Here is a 17,391-nt window from a genome sequence, read left to right on the forward strand (position 1 = left end):
ATAGTGATTGAATCGGATCACTGCTCATAATTGTCGCGCACCAACCGATCCAGCAACCGGACGCCGAAGCCAGACCCCCAAGACTGGTTGATCTCGTTCGACGGCGAGCCCATCGCCGTGCCGGCAATGTCGAGATGCGCCCATGGGGTGTCCTTGACGAAGCGCTGCAGGAACTGCGCAGCGATGATGGCGCCGCCATAGCGGCCGCCGATGTTCTTCATGTCGGCGTTCTTGGAATCGATCAGCTTGTCGTATTCGGCGCCGAGCGGCATGCGCCACAGCCGCTCCTGTGTAGCGTGCCCCGCGGCCGTCAGCCTTTCGGACAGTTGGTCATTGTTGGAAAACAGCCCGGCATAGTGCTGGCCGAGCGCGACCATGACGGCGCCGGTCAGCGTCGCCAGGTTGACCATGAATTTCGGCTGAAAGCGGTCGTTGCAGTACCACATCGCATCGGCCAACACGAGGCGGCCCTCCGCGTCGGTGTTGAGCACCTCGATGGTCTGGCCCGACATCGAGGTGACGATGTCGCCGGGACGCTGAGCATGGCCGTCGACGGAGTTTTCGACCAGGCCTATGACGCAGACCACGTTGGCCTTCGCCTTGCGCGCGGCCAGCGCATGCATCAGGCCGGTAACAGCGGCGGCACCGCCCATATCGCCCTTCATGTCCTCCATGCCGGACGCCGGCTTTATCGAATTGCCGCCGGTGTCGAAGGTGACGCCCTTGCCGATGAAGGCAATCGGATTGTCCTTTGGCTTGCCGCCGTTCCACTGCATGACCGCCATGCGAGCGCCGCGCGGCGAGCCCTGCGCGACGCCGAGCAGCGCGCCCATGCCGAGCTTCTTCATCTCTTTCTCGGCCAGGATCTCAACCTTGACGCCGAGCGCCTCGAGTTCCGTGGCGCGAGCGGCGAACTCGACCGGCCCGAGCACGTTTGCGGGTTCGTTGACGAGGTCGCGCGCCAGCAGGACGCCGTCGATCACCGCCTCGGCATCGGTGAAGGCTTTTTTTGCCGCAGCCGGATCGGCGGTGTGGATGATCACCTTGACCGGCTTTTTCGGCTCGGCCTTGCCGTCGTCCTTGTCCTTCCTGGTCTTGTATTTGTCGAAGGAATAGCTGCGCAGGAGAATGCCCGCCGCAAGGCTTGCCGCATCCTTGCCACTTGGCGACGCGCCGGCGAGATCGAGCACCACTGCCACCTCGGCCGCCTTGCGCAGCGACGCGGCAATGGTGCCGCCAAGCTTCAGCCACGCATAATCGTCCAGTCCCGACACCTTGCCGGCGCCTATCGCCACCAGCCTGTCGAGCGAGGCCCCCTGCGGCGCCAGAACTTCCACCACGCTGGCGAACTTGCCTGTGAACTCGGCCACCGGAAAAGCCCGCTCCAGCGTCTTGCCGGGATCGCAAGCCTTCGCTGCATCGCTCAGACCGCCCTCATCCGCCGAGAGCACGAAGGCTGTGCCTTTTTTGCTCGACGCGGTCTGAGGTGAGGAGAATTTGGCGAAGGCGATCGACGGTCTTTGGCTCATAATGTCCTGCTTTCAGGGAATGCGCAGCTTTTGGGGAAGGGTTCGAGACGATGCGCGACATTTGGTCGTTTTCTGGCATTTGGCAAGACTTTGCCGAATTCGCATCCCATATGACCTACGGAATCGATGGTGATTCTTCGCGGCACGGCACCGCTTTTCGCCGCAACCTGTTGTTAACCATCGATGTTCTCCCTTTCTTATCCATTCCCGCCGACACTCCGGCCCGCCGGGGCGGGTGACTTGGGACGGGAACCGGATCGACCCTCTGATGGAGCCAGTTGTGCAGGCGCTGCCGGACGGCTACCTTTGTGTGGTGGCATGATGCCGTTCGAAAAGATCGAGAAAAGCCTTCATGAAGGTCGTTGAACGCTACATCATGCGCCGCACTTTCGTGGTCTTCATGGCCGCGCTTGTCTGGACGCTGGCCATCGTGTGGACGACGCAAGTGCTGGCAAAGATCGACCTGGTCACCGACAGCGGCCAGTCGGCCCTGACCTTCTTCGAGGTCGCCGCCCTCATTCTTCCGTCCATCATCCCGGTCGTGGTGCCTTTCGCGCTGGTGGTGGCGGTCGCACAGACGCTCAGCGTCATGAATTCGGATTCCGAGCTCGCCGTCGTCAACGCCGCAGGCGCCTCGCGCTGGACGATCGTGCGGCCAATCATGCTTTTGGCGCTCGCGGCAGCCGTCTTTTCCTTTGCGGTCGACAACGGCATCGACCCCTATGCACGGCAGAAAAACCGGGCCCTGGTGGCATCGTCGCGCGCGGATCTGTTGTCGCTGATCATCCAGGAAGGCACCTTCCGCAAGATCGAAGACGGGCTGTTCCTCCAGGTCGGCGAGCGACTTCCCGACAATCGACTGGGCGGCATCTTCGTCGCCGATTCACGCGAAGAAGGCGTGAACCTCGTCTACTACGCCAAGACCGGCAGCATCGTCGAACGCGGCGGCGAAAAGGTGCTGATGATGAATGACGGTGTCATCCATCGCAAAACGCTGACCGGCGATCTCTCAGTCATCCGGTTCACCTCCTATGCCTTCGACATGTCGGCGTTCATGGCGTCAGCTTCGACGGTGACGCTCTTGCCGAAGGACCAGACGACCCAGTATCTGCTCAACCCAAGCGCCAACGACAAAAGTTATCAGCAGAACCCCTATGAATACTTGGCTGAGGTCAACCAGCGATTTTCGGAATGGATGTATTCCATGGTCTTCGCGCTCATCGCGCTCGCGGTCGCCGGAGATGCGCGTTCGCACCGCGAGGCGCGCGTCAATCCGCTGATTACAGCCATCGGGATATCGCTGTTCGTGCGCTGGCTGGGCTTTTTTGCCGCCAGCAAGGCCGACGATATCCCGCAATATGCCTATATGGTTTATGGCATACCGGTCGTGGCTTCCGCGGTGGCGATCTGGTTCATCGTCTCCAACCGGACCATGGAGCTGCCGGTGGCCTGGGCGGACTGGATGACAAACTTCGCTTCCCGCATGGGTGACAGCTGGAACGCTCTCAAACTGCGGCTGTCCGGGCGCGGCACTTCAGGGCAAGGGGTCGGCTGATGGGCTGGACGCTGGGCCGCTATTTCTTCTTCCGCTATGTGACGATCACTATCTGGTTCTTCATCGGGCTTCTGGCGCTGGTGTTCCTGATCGATTTCACCGAGCTCTCCGGCCGCACCACCGGCCTGCCCGGCTTCACCTACGGGACGGCAGTGGCTATCTCAGGCCTCCGAATGCCGATGATCATGCTGCAGACCGTGCCGTTCGTCGGTCTCTTCTCGGCGATGGCGACGCTGGTGTCGCTCAACCGGCGCTACGAATTGGTCATCGCGCGTTCCGCAGGCGTTTCCGCCTGGCAATTCCTCTTGCCATGCTGCATCGGAGCCTTGCTGTTCGGCGTCCTGTCGGTTGGCGTCATCAATCCGCTCGCCGCGCATGCATTCTCCTGGTCCGAGCAGATCGAAACCCAGCTGCGTTCCGGAAAATCGAACAAGGTTTCGGCCGATGCCGCACCCTGGATCCGGCAGAAAACCGGTTCGGGGGACACTATCATCGGCGCGCGAGCCATCTTGAACCAGGGCCTGGAGATGGCGGATGTCGTCTTTTTCGTTCTCGACCCGCAAGGCAACATCGTCGAGCGCAAGGACGCCGCCCGCGCCTTCCTGCGCGACGGCTATTGGGAATTGCAGGACGTCAAGACATTGCAGAACGGCACGATCCAGGCATCGGCAAGCGATCGCGTGCCGACCAATCTGAAGCCCGAATTCGTGCAGGAACGGCTGGCGCGGCCCGAAACCATCCCGTTCTATGATCTGCCGGGAAAGATCGAAATTGCCCGTTCCTTCGGGCTCAAGGCAAATGCCTTTGCCATGCAGTTTGATTCTCTGGTGGCGTTGCCGTTCCTTCTCGTCGCCATGACGCTGATTGCGGCAACGGTTTCAATGCGATTTGCTAGGATGGGGCAGTCGGCGACGATGATTCTGGGTGGCATCATCGCTGGCTTTCTGCTTTATGTCGTTTCGGTGCTGGTAAAGGCATTCGGCGTGGCGGGATTCGTGCCGACTGTCGTAGCCGCCTGGGTGCCCGTCGTGGTGGCTATGTTCTTCGGGGTGACTTTCCTGTTATACAAGGAAGACGGCTAGTGAGAGAGGCGTTTTTGCCCAGCAACAGGCAGGCCCGGTTGGCGCGCCTCTATGCGGCGACCGCCTTGGCGTGCCTGCTTACCTGCGCCGTCCCGATGCCGGCCTTCGCGCAGGATGTTGGCGACATGGCGACAACGGTTCCGTCCGGCTCGCAGATGTTGCTGGCGGCCGATACGCTGGTCTACAACAACGACAATCAGACGGTGACCGCCGTCGGTGGCGTGCAGATCGACTACGGTGGCAATCGCCTTGTCGCCCAGCGGGTCGAATACAACCGCAACACCAAGCGGATGGTCGCGAGCGGCAATGTCGAGGTCGTCAACAGCGACGGCACCAAGATCAATTCGGAACATATCGACATCACCGATGACTTCGCCGACGGCTTCGTCAACGCGTTGCGCGTCGAAACCATCGACAAGGCGTATTTCGCCGCCGAAAGTGCCGAGCGCATGGGCGGCGTCCTGACCACGTTCCACAATGGCGTCTACACCGCCTGCGAACCGTGCGAGGACAAGCCCGACAAAGCGCCGACCTGGCGGGTCAAGGCGCGGAAGATCATCTGGAACGGCGAGAAGAAGACGGTTCGCTTCGAGAACGCGAATTTCGAGTTCTTCGGCTTTCCGCTCGCCTATCTGCCTGCATTCGAGATTGCCGACCCGACGGTGAAGCGCAAGAGCGGCTTCCTGATACCCGGCATCGTCTACAAAAACGATCTCGGCGTCGGCGTAAAGATTCCCTATTACTTTGCATTGTCGCCGACCTATGACCTGACCGTCACAGGCACCGGCTACACCAAGCAAGGCTTCCTCGGTGAGGCTGAGTGGCGCCAGCGCTTCAACAATGGCCAGTACAGCTTGAAGATCGCCGGAATCCATCAGCAGGATCCCAACGCCTTCCTCGACACGGCTGCCTTCCCCAGCACCGCCGGGCACAATGTCGATACGGGTGCGGCGGGCGATCCCAACAAATTCCGTGGCATGATGGGCACGCAGGGCCAGTTCGCTATCAATCAGCGCTGGAATTTCGGCTGGGACGTGCTGCTGCAGACCGACAAGAACTTCTCGCATACCTATAACATCGACAAGTACAATGCCTCCGTCCACCAGTCGTCGGTCTACTTGACGGGTCTCAACGGCCGCAACTATTTCGACGTGCGCGCCATGCATTTCGATGTGCAGGAGGATACGCTTAGCAGCAATGCCGCGGCGCGAAGCGGCCAGCAGCCCTGGGTGCTGCCGTCGCTCGACTACGCCTACATTCCCGACGTGTCGATGGCCGGCGGCCAGCTGTCGCTCAATGCCAACACACGGGTCATCAGCCGCGACGATCTCGACAAGACCTTCTTCGTCCCCACGCAGCGCGTGCCCGGTATTGAAGGCGAATCCGGACGCCTCACCGCCGAAGCCGAGTGGAAGCGGAGCTTCGTCACCGATGACGGACTGGTGCTGACGCCGTTGCTGGCGCTGCAGGGCGACGTGGACTACCTCAAAGCGTCGTCGGCATCGCTCGACGCCATCAACAACATGGCAACAAATTTGGGCCAGCAGGACGACATGCGCTCGTCGTTTGCCCGCTTCATGGCAACCGCAGGCCTCGAGATGCGCTGGCCGGTGCTGTTTTCCATGGCCAGCGGGTCCAGTCACGTGATCGAGCCGATGGCGCAGGTCTTCGTGCGCCCGAACGAACAGTATGTAGGCGGTCTCGCCGTTCCCAACGAAGACGCCCAAAGCATGGTCTTCGACGCGACAACCTTGTTCGAACGCGACAAGTTCTCCGGTTATGACCGCGTCGAAGGCGGTTCGCGCGCCAATGTCGGCTTCCGCTATTCCGGCTCCTACAATAATGGCTGGGGCACCAATGCCATTTTCGGCCAATCCTATCAGATCGGCGGCGAGAACTCCTTCGCCGCGCCGGATCTGGTCAATGTCGGCGCCAATTCCGGCCTCGACACGACCAAGTCCGACTATGTCGGTCTGTTCGGCATCAGCAGTCCCAACGGATTCGCTGCCTCGATCAGCGGCCGTTTCGACGAACAGACCTTCGAGAACCGCCGCACCGAGGTGAAAGCCGCCTATTCCGGCCTGCCCGTGTCACTGAGCGCCAAATACGCCTTCATCCAGGCCCAGCCCCTGTACGGTTTCACGACCGATCGTCACGAGGTCACGCTTGGCGCATCGACGCATCTTGCCGAGAACTGGCGCGTCTTCGGCACCGGAACCTACGATCTGCAGGAAAACCTGTTGGTCAGGGATGGTGTCGGCTTCGCCTACAACGATTCCTGCTTCACCTATCTGATGACCTACTCGCAGTCGCGAGACCTGAACACCAGGGAAGTCTCGCAGAGCATCGGCTTCAATCTGTCATTCCGCACCCTGGGCGATTTCGGCTCGTCGACCAACGGCGTCGACACGATCCAGTAACACGCGGCGACATCGTTTCGCCGCATAGGGCTGGCACGGATTTCGCGCATCTGGAAAAGCTGAAATTGGGCGGAGGCTGGGATAGAATTGGGATACCAACGATGAGGAAATACCTCTTTTCAGCAGGTTTCGCGTTGCTGGTGGCAGCGACGTCCCTGTCGCTCACCGTGATGACGCTACCTGCTTTCGCCAGCGAGATCAAATACGTCGTCAACGACATTCCGGTCACCACCGGCGACATCGCCCATCGCGCCGCTTTTCTGAAGCTGCAGCGCAAGAAGGGCGACGCCGGCCAGGAAATGATCGACCAGACGCTGCGCATGGCCGAAGCAAAGCGGCTTGGTATCCGCATCAGCGACGCGCAGGTCGAGGCGGCATATCAACGCTTTGCTTCGAGCAACAAGATGCAGCTCAGCCAGCTCGACGGCGTCATGGAGAAGTCAGGCGTCGGCAAGAGCCACTTCAAGGAATTCATCCGCGCCCAAATGGCCTGGAACCAGGCCTTGAGCGCGCGCTACCGTTCCGGCGATGGTACCGGTGCCGTCAGCGAACAGGACCTTGTCAGGAAGATGCTCGAAAAAGGCGGCGCCAAGCCGAGCGCTACCGAGTACATGCTGCAGCAGGTCATCTTCGTGGTGCCGGCGGCCGAACGCAGCGCAACGCTGGCCAAGCGCAAGCGCGAGGCCGACGCAATGCGTGCCCGCTTCAGCGGCTGCAACACGACGCGCGAATTCGCCAAGGGTCTGATCGACGTTACGGTTCGCGATCTGGGCCGGGTGCTGGCGCCGCAACTGCCGCCGGACTGGGCCGAGCAGATCAAGGCTACCAAGGTCGGTGGCGCCACCGTCACACGCGCGACCGAACGCGGCGTCGAATTCATCGGTATCTGCTCGTCGCGCGAAGTGTCAGACGACAAGGTCGCCCAGATGGTGTTTGAGAACGAAGGCTCTGGCGACAAGAACGCCGACGAACTCAGCAAGAAATATGTCGACGAGCTGAAGGCGAAAGCCCGCATCGTCAAGCGCTGACGTGGGCAGCCCAATGATTGCGCTCGCGTTGAGCGCCGGCGATCCGTCCGGCATCGGGCCGGAGATCGCCATCGCTGCTTTCATGGCACGCGAAGCTGCAGCCCTGCCTCCCTTCTATCTGCTGGCAGATCCGGCGCTGATCGCGTCGCGGGCGCGCCTCCTCGGCATTTCGCTGCCGATCGACGAAACGACACCATCACAAGCGGCGCAAGTCTTTGCCCGCGCCCTGCCGATCGTGCCGCTGACTGCCCACAGTATCGACAGCCCTGGCCGGCCGGACCCGGCCAATGCCGCCGCAACCATCGAGGCCATCGACCGTGCCGTCGCCGACTGCCTTGCCGGCGAAGCTTTGGCTGTCGTCACCTGCCCCATCGCCAAGAAGCCGCTCTACGATGCCGGCTTCCGCTTCCCCGGCCACACCGAATATCTGGCGCATCTGGCAGCCCGGCACAGCGGCGTCGAAGCGATGCCGGTGATGATGCTGGCAGGCCCTGACCTGCGCACCGTCCCCGTTACCATCCACATTGCGCTGGCCGAAGTACCTAAGGCGCTGACCACCGAACTGATCGTCGCCACCGCGCGCATCACCGCTGCCGACCTCGCTCGCCGCTTCGGCATCGCAAAGCCACGGCTGGCCGTTGCCGGGCTCAATCCGCATGCCGGTGAAGGCGGCGCCATGGGCCTCGAGGACGAGCAGATCGTGCGTCCGGCAATCGAAATCCTGCGTGCCGAGGGCATCGATGCTTTCGGTCCCCTGCCCGCCGATACGTTGTTCCATGCCCGGGCACGGGCCGGCTACGACGTCGCCCTTTGCATGTATCACGACCAGGCCCTGATCCCGGCCAAGGCGCTGGCCTTCGACGAGGCGGTCAATGTCACGCTCGGCCTGCCCTTCATCCGCACCTCGCCCGACCACGGCACCGCCTTCGACATCGCCGGCAAGGGCGTGGCGCGGCCCGACAGCCTGATGGCGGCATTGAAGCTTGCCCGGCAATTGGCCGACACGAACACGGGACCGGTTGCCGCATGAGATCGAAGGCATGAGCGTCGACGGGCTGCCGCCGCTGCGCGAGGTGATCGAGCGTCATGGGCTGCAGGCAAGGAAGGCGCTCGGCCAGAATTTCCTGCTCGACCTGAACCTCACGGGCAAGATCGCACGCACCGCCGGCGACTTGTCCGATGCAACCGTGATCGAGGTCGGTCCCGGTCCTGGCGGGTTGACCCGCGCCTTGCTCTCCAACGGAGCGCGCCACGTCATTGCCATCGAGCGTGACGAACGCTGCCTGGCAGCGCTTGCCGAAGTGGCCGACCATTATCCCGACCGGCTTGAGATTGTGTCCGGCGATGCGCTGAAGACCGATTTCGCGGCACTAGCCAGTCGCGCGGCCGGGGGCGGTGGCCCGGTAAAGATTGTGGCCAACCTGCCCTACAATATCGGCACCGAGCTGCTGGTGCGCTGGTTGACCGTCAGCGATTGGCCGCCCTTCTACACCTCGATGACGTTGATGTTCCAGCGTGAGGTCGCCGAACGCATCGTCGCGCCCGCCGGCAGCGACAGCTATGGCCGGCTCGGGGTTCTTGCCGGCTGGCGGACGGAGGCGAGGATCGCCTTCGACGTGCCGCCACAGGCATTCACGCCGCCGCCGAAGGTCACCTCCTCGGTGGTGCATCTGGTGCCGCGCCTGGCTCCGCTGGCCGCCGAGGTGAAAAAACTCGGCCGCGTCACCGAAGCCGCCTTCGGCCAACGCCGCAAGATGCTGCGGCAGAGCGTGAAAAGCTTGGGGGGCGAGGCGCTGCTCACCCGTGCCGGCATCGATCCGACACGCCGTGCCGAGACGCTCAGCGTCGAGGAATTCGTGCGGCTGACCAACGCGGTGTAGTGCCGGCGGGTCTGGAAGCGTTTTGCTCGAGGCATAGATAATCTGGCGGACACGCCGGAGGACCAAAATGCCCGCCTATGTCATTTCCGATGTCACGATCCGCGACGAAGAGGCCATCGAGACCTACCGATCCCGCGCGGCGACCTCTATCGCCCAGCATGGCGGGCGCTATCTGGTGCGTGGCGGACGGGTAGAGACACTGGAAGGCATGTGGCATCCCGGACCGCTGATCGTCGTCGAATTTCCCGACATGGAACGGGCCAGGCGTTGGTACGCCTCCGCCGAGTACGCGTCGGCACTGGACGTGCGCGATGCAGCGCTCAGCCGCAACCTGATCCTGGTCGATGGCATAGCGCCCTGAAGCCGGTCAGCCCGTCTTCTCGTCCAACAGTCCCGAGACGAAGTCGAACAGGCCTGGCCGGCGATCGCGCCTTAGCCGCTCGGCGACGACGATGCCGCGCACTTCGGCGAAGGCGCGGTCGAGGTCGTCATTGACGATGACGAAATCATATTCCTTCCAGTGCTCGATCTCGTTGCGGGCGTTTTTCAACCGCGTCTCGATCACCGCCTCCTGGTCTTCGGCGCGGCGCTTCAGCCGCGCCTTCAATTCCTTCATCGATGGCGGCAGGATGAAGATCGAGACAATGTCGGCGCGCATCTTCTCCTTGAGTTGCTGGGCACCTTGCCAGTCGATGTCGAACAGCATGTCGCGTCCTTCAGACAGCGCCAGTTCGGCTGGCTCACGCGGGGTCGCGTAGCAATTGCCGTGAACCTCGGCCCATTCCAGCAGCGCCTCGGAATCGCGCAGCCGCTCGAACTCGCGCATCGTCCGGAAATGATAGTGGACGCCCTCGATCTCGCTGCCGCGGCGCGGTCTGGTGGTGACGGAGACCGACAGTTCGAGACTGGAATCGCTTTCCAGAAGATTGCGCGCGATCGTCGACTTGCCGGCGCCAGACGGCGACGACAGGACGAGCATCAGGCCCCGGCGGCGAATGCGGGACCCCAAATCCTTGGCAACCATCGGCTACTCCAGATTCTGGATCTGTTCACGAAACTGGTCGACCACCGCCTTCAGCTCCAACCCGATCGCGGTAACGGCAGCGGCATTCGACTTCGAACATAGCGTATTCGATTCGCGGTTAAATTCCTGTGCCAGAAAATCGAGCTTGCGGCCGATTGCGCCGCCGCCTTCGAGCAGTGCCCGACCTGATGCGATATGCGTCTTCAGCCGGTCGATCTCTTCGCGAATATCGGCTTTGGTGGCGAGGAACGCCGCCTCCATGTACAGCCGGGTCGCGTCCAGATTGGCGGAAGCGTCCATCAGCAGCCTGACCTGCTCGGCAATGCGTTCGCGGATCACCGCCGTCTCGCGCGACGGATCCGCCTCGGCCCGCAGCGTCAGCACCTCGATTATGTCGATATGGCCCGACAACAGAAAAGCCAGCGCGGCACCCTCGCTTTGTCGTGCCTGTTCGAGCCCTTTCAGGGCCACCTCGAGCGCGGCCATGATTGCTGCATCGAGCACAGCCTTCGCCTCTTCGGTTTCGACGGTTTCGGGAATGTCGAGGACGCCGCGCAGCGAAAGCAATCCGTCTGATGTCGCGGGAGCAAGGCCGAATTGCTCCTGCAGCCGCTTGGCGAGCCCTGCCAGATCCTTCAGGAAGGCTTCATTGACGACCGGTTGCGCCAGCGCGCCGGCGGCACGACCGATGGTCAGCGTCGCCTGGAAATTGCCGCGTGCAAAACGCTTCTGAAGTGTCTGCCTGACGGCTGGTTCCAGCCGCTCGAAGCCTGGCGGCAATCGCAGCCGTATCTCGACGCTCTTGCCGTTGACGGACTTGACCTCCCAGGCAATCGAGGTGCCTTCATGCTCGGCGACGGCACGTGCAAAACCGGTCATGCTCTGCAAATTCATATCGCCCACACGTCCCTGGCGCACACCCCGAAACCGGCTTTACGGCGAGGAGCAAGTGCGGCTTGAAAATGACTGCGCCGCAGGCGTGTCGAAATAGGACGCGCGGCGCTTTTGCAAATGTCAGGGCATCGCCTGGTGGGCAAGGCCCTTCTTTATTCTACTGGGCAGCGCCCGCGTCACCGCCGTTGTCGTCGCCACCGTCAGCCGGCCCAGCGGCCCCAGCGTCAGCGGGCTTGTCGACATTGCCGTCCCCGGCGCCACTGGTGTTGATGGTCTTGGCAGCCTCATCTGCCTGCTTCTTCTGCAAGGCGCGATAGCGGGCGACATTCTCATTGTGCTCTTCCAGCGTCGCGGCAAAGACGTGCCCACCGTTACCATCGGCGACGAAATAGAGGTCGTCCGTTTTCGAGGGATTGGCTACCGCCTCCAGCGCCGCGCGACCTGGATTGGCGATCGGCGTCGGCGGCAAGCCGCTGATCAAATAGGTGTTGTAGGGCGTCTGCTTCTGGATGTCCGACTGGTAGATCGGCCGGTCCGCCGGCTTGCCCTTGCCGCCGAACAGACCGTAGATGATGGTTGGATCGGATTGCAGGCGCATGCCCTTGGCAAGCCGGTTCAGGAAGACGGCGGCAACCCGTGAACGCTCGTCACTCTTGCCCGTTTCCTTCTCGACGATCGACGCCAGCGTGACAAACTCTTCGACGTTGGCCAGCGGCAGGTCCGGCGCGCGCCGCTGCCAGACATCATCAACCAGCTTCTTTTGATCGGCCAGCAGCTTATCGATCATCTGCTGGCGTGTCGCGCCGCGCGTGAATCGCAGCGTGTCGGTGGCGAGGCTGCCCTCCGAAGGAATGGTCGCCGGCATATCGCCACTCAAGGCAGTCTCGTCCGCGATGCGTTGCAGCGCCTGCTCGACCGTCAGCCCCTCTGGAACGGTTAGCGAATACATCACCGACTTGCCGCTCTTCAAAAGCTCCATGATGTCGCGCATGGAGGCCCTGGGCTTGATCTCGTACTCGCCGGCCTTCAGCGCGGAATCATTGCCGAAGGCGCGCACGCCAAGGCGGAAGATTCGAGCGTCGCTGACCAGTCCGCGGCGTTCGAGTTGGTCGGCGATGTCCTGGACACCGGTGTTCGGCTTGACGAGGAAGGTGTCGCCATTGGCCGAGGGGCCGGGTTCGGTGAATTCCTGCTTGCCGAAATAGACCGCGACGCCGGCCGCCAGAACCATCAGCATCACCGAGGAAATGACGAAGTTCATGAACACGACGAGTTGGCTGCGTGATGCTCGCGAGCGCTTCGGCGGCGGCGTGCCGGCCTCCGGCCGCAACGCCTCGCTGGCCGTTTTCGGCACGATCGGACTGGATGTCGCGGGCCGCTGCCCCAATTCTCCGTTGCTTGCCGGATTTGTGTTCATTTCGCCCTACCGTTTGATCGCCCAACGAATCCCCAGCGGTAGAGTAGGGGCGAATATGGCAAAATTGACGGCACGCCAAAGCGGCGCCCGCCAGCCGGACGATCAGCCATTGTAGCGCTGGAAGACCAGCGACGCGTTGGTTCCGCCAAAGCCGAAGGAATTGGACAGTGCCACGTCGATCTGGCGGGCCCGCGGCTTGTTCGGCACCAGGTCGATCGCGGTTTCGCGTTCCGGATTGTCGAGGTTGATAGTCGGCGGGGCGACATTGTCTCTGATGGCAAGGATCGAAAAGATCGCTTCGGCGGCACCCGCCGCCCCAAGCAGATGGCCGATCGAAGACTTGGTCGACGACATCGAAATCTTCGACGCAGCATTGCCGACGAGCCGCTCGACAGCGCCGAGCTCAATCGTGTCGGCCATGGTCGAGGTGCCGTGCGCGTTGATGTAATCGACATCGGCAGGGGCCAGCTTGGCCCGGTTCAACGCCGCCGTCATGCAACGGAAGGCACCATCGCCATCCTCGGCGGGCGCGGTGATGTGATGCGCGTCGCCCGTGAGACCATAGCCCGTGACCTCGGCATAGATCTTGGCGCCGCGCGCCTTGGCATGATCGAGCTCCTCGAGCACGACAACGCCAGCCCCCTCGCCCATGACGAAGCCGTCACGGTCGCGATCATAGGGGCGCGACGCCGTTTCCGGCGAATCATTGCGTTCCGTCGACAGCGCCCGGCACGCGGCGAAGCCGGCGATCGACAGCCGCGTCACCGGCGCTTCGGCGCCGCCTGCGAGCATCACGTCGGCATCGCCCCACATGATCAACCGTGCGGCATCGCCAATGGCGTGGGCGCCGGTGGAGCAGGCCGTGACCACGGCATGGTTAGGGCCTTTCAGCCCGTGACGGATCGAAACCTGCCCGGAGACAAGATTGATGATCTGGCCCGGGATGAAGAAAGGGCTGATGCGGCGGGGGCCGCGTTCCTTGAGGATCATCGCGTTCTCTGCGATGCCCTCGATGCCGCCAATGCCGGAGCCGATCAGGACGCCGGTGGCGCATTGCTCGGCGTGCGTCTTCGGCTTCCAGCCAGAATCCTTCAGCGCTTCGTCGGCGGCGGCAATCCCGTACAGGATGAAGTCGCCGATCTTGCGCAATTCCTTCGGCTCGAGCACGGCCTCGGGATTGAAGGTGGCATTGCTGCCGTCGCCACGCGGAATGACGTGGGCGATCTTGCAGGCAAGATCTTCCACCTCGAACTCGGTGATGCGCTTGGCAGCGCTGCGGCCGGTCAGCAATTCCTTCCAGCCGTGCTCGAAGCCCATGCCGAACGGCGACAGCAATCCAAGGCCCGTGACGACGACACGCCTCATCGCAGGTCCTCCCCGGTGATGACTGCGGAAAGTGTCAGGCCGAAGCCTTGTCGATGTATTTCACCGCATCGCCGACGGTCAGGATGGTCTCGGCTGCGTCGTCGGGAATCTCGACGCCGAATTCTTCTTCGAACGCCATGACGAGTTCGACCGTGTCAAGGCTGTCGGCGCCCAGATCATCGATGAAGCTCGCCTGATCCGTCACTTTGTCGGCATCGACGCCAAGGTGCTCGATGACGATCTTCTTGACGCGCTCTGCGGTGTCACTCATTTGGGCATCCTCGTCTTTTGTTTGTCTGTCTTCGTTAGCGGGCAGAATGCCGCTAATCAAGCTGAAAGATGGTCCTGCCGGAAACGCAACGGCTACGGACCGGTTTTTGCCCGAACCGCCGGGTTGCGGGCCGCATTACACGAAAATCGGCTGAGGTCCAAGCCGAAATGGGCCTTCTCCGATGACTTTGAACGGGTTCCGACGCGACCCTGCTCCATCCCATCCGTCGCATATCAAAACGGGCTTCCTGGGCATGCCGACCACCCAGACGAAAATCAACATTGGAGATAGGCCGCTAACTAAAAAGTTACTCGGCCATGGTAGCCTTAATGATTCCGTCAAGAAATGGCGCCTCGGCGACGGTGGCGCCGGCTTGCGATAATAAGAAAAGGAGTGGACGCATGTCATCCTTGCTCAACAAGAGACGCCTGACGATCAAGCGCTGCCTAGTCATACTGGCGGTTTTCGTTCTTGGCATTCTGCCTGCGCGGGCATTGGAATCCATAAAGCTCCCAGAACCGCCGGACACAGTTGCTTTCAATATCCAGAAGAACGGTGAATCGACTCCGATCACGTTGAGGCAGCTGGAGAAGCTCGGCCTCTATAGGATCACCACCCCAAGCCCTTTCGAAAGCGGCCAGCTTACGTTTGAAGGCGTCCTGTTCAGCGATGTACTCAAGTTGATTGGATTGGAGGGCAAGGATTCTGTTGTTCTGCGAGCCGTCGACGATTATGTGCAGATAATTCCAAGAGAGGACTGGACCGACGGTCCTCTCCTGCTTGCCACGCGACAGGACGGAAAGTTACTGACCCGACGCACCCAGGGTCCCACCCGGCTCGTATACCCCCTCAATGACTATCCTAGCTTCGATACGCCGATTCGCAAACCACGATGGGTCTGGCTGATCAAGGCGATCGAATCCGGCAACTAGAGCCCGCGTGACCTTGATGGCAAGGTTTGGAAAGACGGGCTGGCGAGTTCCGGTTACATACGGGACAGCCATCGCTGCGGCAGTGGCCTGTTCGGGCATCTTGATCACGGTGTTGTTTCTCAGCATCAGCAAGATAGAGTCCTCGCTGCCCCGGTTCGGGTTTTTCGCCATCCGCGAATTCCACATCGCCATACGCGACGTGACGCACTTGCGGGATATGGTTTCGCTCGCTCAAGCCGCGCCCACGTCCGCAGCAAGCCTCGACCAGCTATTGGCGGCAAACGATCTGGTCTATGTCCGCTTCGAACGGGTCGACGGCAGTGGAACGAGTCGCGAAATTCCTGCCTATGCGGCGATAGTGCCGCGCGTCAACGACTCGGTAACGCGGATTGATGCGCTGATCGCGGCCGGGCTACCTCTCGATGCAGACAGATTGAAGGAAATGGGGCTTGAACTCGATCAGATCGTAGCCCGAATGAATGATGAGTATTATAAATTTGGCGAACAGGTAAACGCCGATCTCTACGGCTCGGAAATCAGCCTGAATAGATTTAATTATCAGATAGCCTTCGCATTGGCGATCTTGTCACTACTTGCAATCGGAACGGCCGTGTTGCTTATCGGCCGCCGTGAGACCATAAAGAAACTGGAATTTCTGGCTTGGCGTGATGCGACTACTGGCCTGAAGAACCGTGCCTGGATGTCGGCCAATAGAGACGATTTGCTGGATCAGGCAAAGCTAGCTGGCAAGCAACTCCATCTTTACCTGATCGACCTCGATCATTTCAAGAATGTGAACGATACGTTCGGCCATCACGTTGGCGATCTCCTGCTGAAAGCCGTCGCCGAAATCCTGCAGTTGATCGAACACCCCGGCGATGTATTTGCTGTTCGACTGGGTGGAGATGAGTTCGCCATCATCGAGGTTGGAGTGGCGCATTCGGCCGAAAAAGCTCTCGGCAATCGTCTTCGGGAGCAATTGAATGGGTTTGCCGAATTGGAAGGCCATCAAGTTCGAGTTGGCGCAAGCATCGGCATGGCCAGTTTTCCGGAGCATGGTGCGGACATTTCAACCTTGATGCGCAATGCGGACAGCGCTCTCTACGCCGCAAAAGCCCAGGGGCGAGCTGATCTCGTGACATTTTCTCCTGCAATCCTCAGCCAAATCGATGTGCAACTTGGCGAAGAAGCCGCAATCAAGCGAGCGCTTAATTGCGACGAATTTTTCCTGGTCTGGCAACCGCAATTCGAGTTGGCAACCGGCCGCATGACCGGTGCCGAGGCCCTGGTCCGCTGGCGCGACCCGATCTCAGGGGCGATTCGGCCACCGATATCGTTTATTCCAACAGCCGAACGAAGTGACCTGATACTGGAACTCGACAAATTGGTCTTGAGCAAGGCTTGCCGGCAGGCAGCACAGTGGCTGCCTATTTGCCCGGAGGACTTTGTCTGCTCGGCAAATGTTTCAGGCAAGAGTCTTCAGAACGACGTCTACTTCACCCACCTGGTTGAAGTGTTGCGACAAACGGGACTGCCGGCGTCACGTCTGCAGCTGGAAATCACTGAAGGGGTGTTTGTCCAGAACAGCCGAAGCGCTTTGCATATCCTGACCGAAATTCGAAACATCGGAGTCAGTTTGGCACTCGACGATTTTGGCTCCGGCTATGCGAGTTTCGGCTATCTCGCCGATTTCAACCTGGATCAGTTGAAGATCGACCGGTCCTTCTTGAGCGATTTGGCGTCGTCCCCGAAAAAGCAGAATGTCGTGCGAGGGATCATAGCGCTGGCCAATTCGCTCAGCCTGACAGTCGTTGCCGAGGGGGTGGAAAACGAAGCGCAGCTAGATTTTCTGATCGCCGAACAATGCCACCGCGCTCAAGGGTTCTTCATGTCGAAGCCCATCGAAGAAACCGTGCTGACAAATCATATGATTGCCCGGCGCGGCAGGACGAGAAGCGCAGGAAAATTCAAGCTGAGCCTCTCCGCCTAGTCAT

16 protein-coding genes are annotated in these 17,391 nt (G+C 61.2%); 10 read left to right on the top strand and 6 right to left on the bottom strand.

What is annotated here, in order from left to right:
• Positions 1 to 17 precede the first annotated feature (17 nt).
• On the bottom strand, positions 18 to 1,529 hold the full coding sequence (locus NKJ90_RS06920; RefSeq protein WP_023761586.1) for a leucyl aminopeptidase: 1,512 nt from the start codon (positions 1,527 to 1,529) through the stop codon (positions 18 to 20).
• A 50-nt stretch (positions 1,530 to 1,579) separates the two neighbouring features.
• On the opposite strand from NKJ90_RS06920, the gene NKJ90_RS06925 reads away from it, so the two are divergent.
• The 8 genes from NKJ90_RS06925 to NKJ90_RS06960 all read left to right on the top strand — a co-directional run bounded on the left by NKJ90_RS06925 (position 1,580) and on the right by NKJ90_RS06960 (position 9,855).
• Positions 1,580 to 1,768, top strand: coding sequence for a hypothetical protein (locus NKJ90_RS06925; RefSeq protein ID WP_156938602.1), 189 nt, complete (start codon positions 1,580 to 1,582; stop codon positions 1,766 to 1,768).
• 113 nt (positions 1,769 to 1,881) lie between these two features.
• Positions 1,882 to 3,084: an LPS export ABC transporter permease LptF gene (gene lptF / locus NKJ90_RS06930; protein WP_023761587.1), complete on the top strand. Its 1,203-nt coding sequence runs from the start codon at positions 1,882 to 1,884 to the stop codon at positions 3,082 to 3,084.
• Positions 3,081 to 4,166: an LPS export ABC transporter permease LptG gene (gene lptG, locus NKJ90_RS06935; protein ID WP_031260836.1), complete on the top strand. Its 1,086-nt coding sequence runs from the start codon at positions 3,081 to 3,083 to the stop codon at positions 4,164 to 4,166. Before lptF ends, lptG begins: the two co-directional genes overlap by 4 nt.
• Positions 4,166 to 6,586 carry an LPS-assembly protein LptD gene (locus NKJ90_RS06940; protein WP_352485847.1) on the top strand — a complete coding sequence of 807 codons (2,421 nt, stop codon included), beginning with the start codon at positions 4,166 to 4,168 and terminating at the stop codon, positions 6,584 to 6,586. The genes lptG and NKJ90_RS06940 overlap by 1 nt, the downstream gene beginning before the upstream one ends.
• A 101-nt stretch (positions 6,587 to 6,687) precedes the next feature.
• On the top strand, positions 6,688 to 7,614 hold the full coding sequence (locus NKJ90_RS06945) for a peptidylprolyl isomerase (RefSeq protein WP_023761591.1): 927 nt from the start codon (positions 6,688 to 6,690) through the stop codon (positions 7,612 to 7,614).
• Positions 7,615 to 7,627: 13 nt separating this feature from the next.
• Positions 7,628 to 8,644, top strand: a complete 1,017-nt coding sequence (pdxA, locus tag NKJ90_RS06950) for a 4-hydroxythreonine-4-phosphate dehydrogenase PdxA (RefSeq protein WP_023761592.1) — start codon at positions 7,628 to 7,630, stop codon at positions 8,642 to 8,644.
• A gap of 10 nt (positions 8,645 to 8,654) precedes the next feature.
• Positions 8,655 to 9,494 (top strand): 16S rRNA (adenine(1518)-N(6)/adenine(1519)-N(6))-dimethyltransferase RsmA, encoded by an 840-nt coding sequence (rsmA, locus tag NKJ90_RS06955; protein WP_031260837.1) that lies wholly within the window; start codon positions 8,655 to 8,657, stop codon positions 9,492 to 9,494.
• Between the two features lie 67 nt (positions 9,495 to 9,561).
• Positions 9,562 to 9,855: a DUF1330 domain-containing protein gene (locus NKJ90_RS06960; RefSeq protein WP_023761594.1), complete on the top strand. Its 294-nt coding sequence runs from the start codon at positions 9,562 to 9,564 to the stop codon at positions 9,853 to 9,855.
• Positions 9,856 to 9,861: 6 nt separating this feature from the next.
• Here the strand turns inward: NKJ90_RS06960 and gmk are convergent, their stop codons facing one another.
• The 5 genes from gmk to NKJ90_RS06985 form a co-directional block, all read right to left on the bottom strand.
• Positions 9,862 to 10,518 (bottom strand): guanylate kinase, encoded by a 657-nt coding sequence (gene gmk, locus NKJ90_RS06965; RefSeq protein WP_352485848.1) that lies wholly within the window; start codon positions 10,516 to 10,518, stop codon positions 9,862 to 9,864.
• Positions 10,519 to 10,521: 3 nt separating this feature from the next.
• Positions 10,522 to 11,412, bottom strand: a complete 891-nt coding sequence (locus tag NKJ90_RS06970) for a YicC/YloC family endoribonuclease (protein WP_023761596.1) — start codon at positions 11,410 to 11,412, stop codon at positions 10,522 to 10,524.
• A gap of 157 nt (positions 11,413 to 11,569) precedes the next feature.
• Positions 11,570 to 12,829, bottom strand: coding sequence for an endolytic transglycosylase MltG (gene mltG / locus NKJ90_RS06975; RefSeq protein WP_023761597.1), 1,260 nt, complete (start codon positions 12,827 to 12,829; stop codon positions 11,570 to 11,572).
• A gap of 102 nt (positions 12,830 to 12,931) precedes the next feature.
• Positions 12,932 to 14,194, bottom strand: a complete 1,263-nt coding sequence (fabF, locus tag NKJ90_RS06980; RefSeq protein ID WP_023761598.1) for a beta-ketoacyl-ACP synthase II — start codon at positions 14,192 to 14,194, stop codon at positions 12,932 to 12,934.
• 34 nt (positions 14,195 to 14,228) lie between these two features.
• Positions 14,229 to 14,465, bottom strand: a complete 237-nt coding sequence (locus NKJ90_RS06985) for an acyl carrier protein (protein ID WP_023761599.1) — start codon at positions 14,463 to 14,465, stop codon at positions 14,229 to 14,231.
• 401 nt (positions 14,466 to 14,866) lie between these two features.
• On the opposite strand from NKJ90_RS06985, the gene NKJ90_RS06990 reads away from it, so the two are divergent.
• Positions 14,867 to 15,397 carry a putative pterin-binding protein gene (locus NKJ90_RS06990; RefSeq protein WP_198032267.1) on the top strand — a complete coding sequence of 177 codons (531 nt, stop codon included), beginning with the start codon at positions 14,867 to 14,869 and terminating at the stop codon, positions 15,395 to 15,397.
• Between the two features lie 16 nt (positions 15,398 to 15,413).
• Positions 15,414 to 17,387 carry a putative bifunctional diguanylate cyclase/phosphodiesterase gene (locus tag NKJ90_RS06995; protein ID WP_084025614.1) on the top strand — a complete coding sequence of 658 codons (1,974 nt, stop codon included), beginning with the start codon at positions 15,414 to 15,416 and terminating at the stop codon, positions 17,385 to 17,387.
• Positions 17,388 to 17,391 lie beyond the last annotated feature (4 nt).

It is taken from the genome of Mesorhizobium sp. M0051 (assembly GCF_040323235.1).
Taxonomy (GTDB): Bacteria; Pseudomonadota; Alphaproteobacteria; order Rhizobiales; family Rhizobiaceae; genus Mesorhizobium.

What these genes read in the sequence shown, in the direction of transcription:
- pdxA (WP_023761592.1), top strand. Translation starts at nt 7,628, where the DNA reads ATGATTGCGCTCGCGTTGAGCGCCGGCGATCCGTCCGGCATCGGGCCG.
- NKJ90_RS06960 (WP_023761594.1), top strand. Translation starts at nt 9,562, where the DNA reads ATGCCCGCCTATGTCATTTCCGATGTCACGATCCGCGACGAAGAGGCC.
- mltG (WP_023761597.1), bottom strand. Translation starts at nt 12,829, where the DNA reads ATGAACACAAATCCGGCAAGCAACGGAGAATTGGGGCAGCGGCCCGCG.
- fabF (WP_023761598.1), bottom strand. Translation starts at nt 14,194, where the DNA reads ATGAGGCGTGTCGTCGTCACGGGCCTTGGATTGCTGTCGCCGTTCGGC.
- NKJ90_RS06945 (WP_023761591.1), top strand. Translation starts at nt 6,688, where the DNA reads ATGAGGAAATACCTCTTTTCAGCAGGTTTCGCGTTGCTGGTGGCAGCG.
- gmk (WP_352485848.1), bottom strand. Translation starts at nt 10,518, where the DNA reads ATGGTTGCCAAGGATTTGGGGTCCCGCATTCGCCGCCGGGGCCTGATG.
- NKJ90_RS06990 (WP_198032267.1), top strand. Translation starts at nt 14,867, where the DNA reads ATGTCATCCTTGCTCAACAAGAGACGCCTGACGATCAAGCGCTGCCTA.
- NKJ90_RS06920 (WP_023761586.1), bottom strand. Translation starts at nt 1,529, where the DNA reads ATGAGCCAAAGACCGTCGATCGCCTTCGCCAAATTCTCCTCACCTCAG.
- rsmA (WP_031260837.1), top strand. Translation starts at nt 8,655, where the DNA reads ATGAGCGTCGACGGGCTGCCGCCGCTGCGCGAGGTGATCGAGCGTCAT.
- lptF (WP_023761587.1), top strand. Translation starts at nt 1,882, where the DNA reads ATGAAGGTCGTTGAACGCTACATCATGCGCCGCACTTTCGTGGTCTTC.
- NKJ90_RS06925 (WP_156938602.1), top strand. Translation starts at nt 1,580, where the DNA reads ATGCGCGACATTTGGTCGTTTTCTGGCATTTGGCAAGACTTTGCCGAA.
- NKJ90_RS06995 (WP_084025614.1), top strand. Translation starts at nt 15,414, where the DNA reads ATGGCAAGGTTTGGAAAGACGGGCTGGCGAGTTCCGGTTACATACGGG.
- NKJ90_RS06970 (WP_023761596.1), bottom strand. Translation starts at nt 11,412, where the DNA reads ATGAATTTGCAGAGCATGACCGGTTTTGCACGTGCCGTCGCCGAGCAT.
- NKJ90_RS06985 (WP_023761599.1), bottom strand. Translation starts at nt 14,465, where the DNA reads ATGAGTGACACCGCAGAGCGCGTCAAGAAGATCGTCATCGAGCACCTT.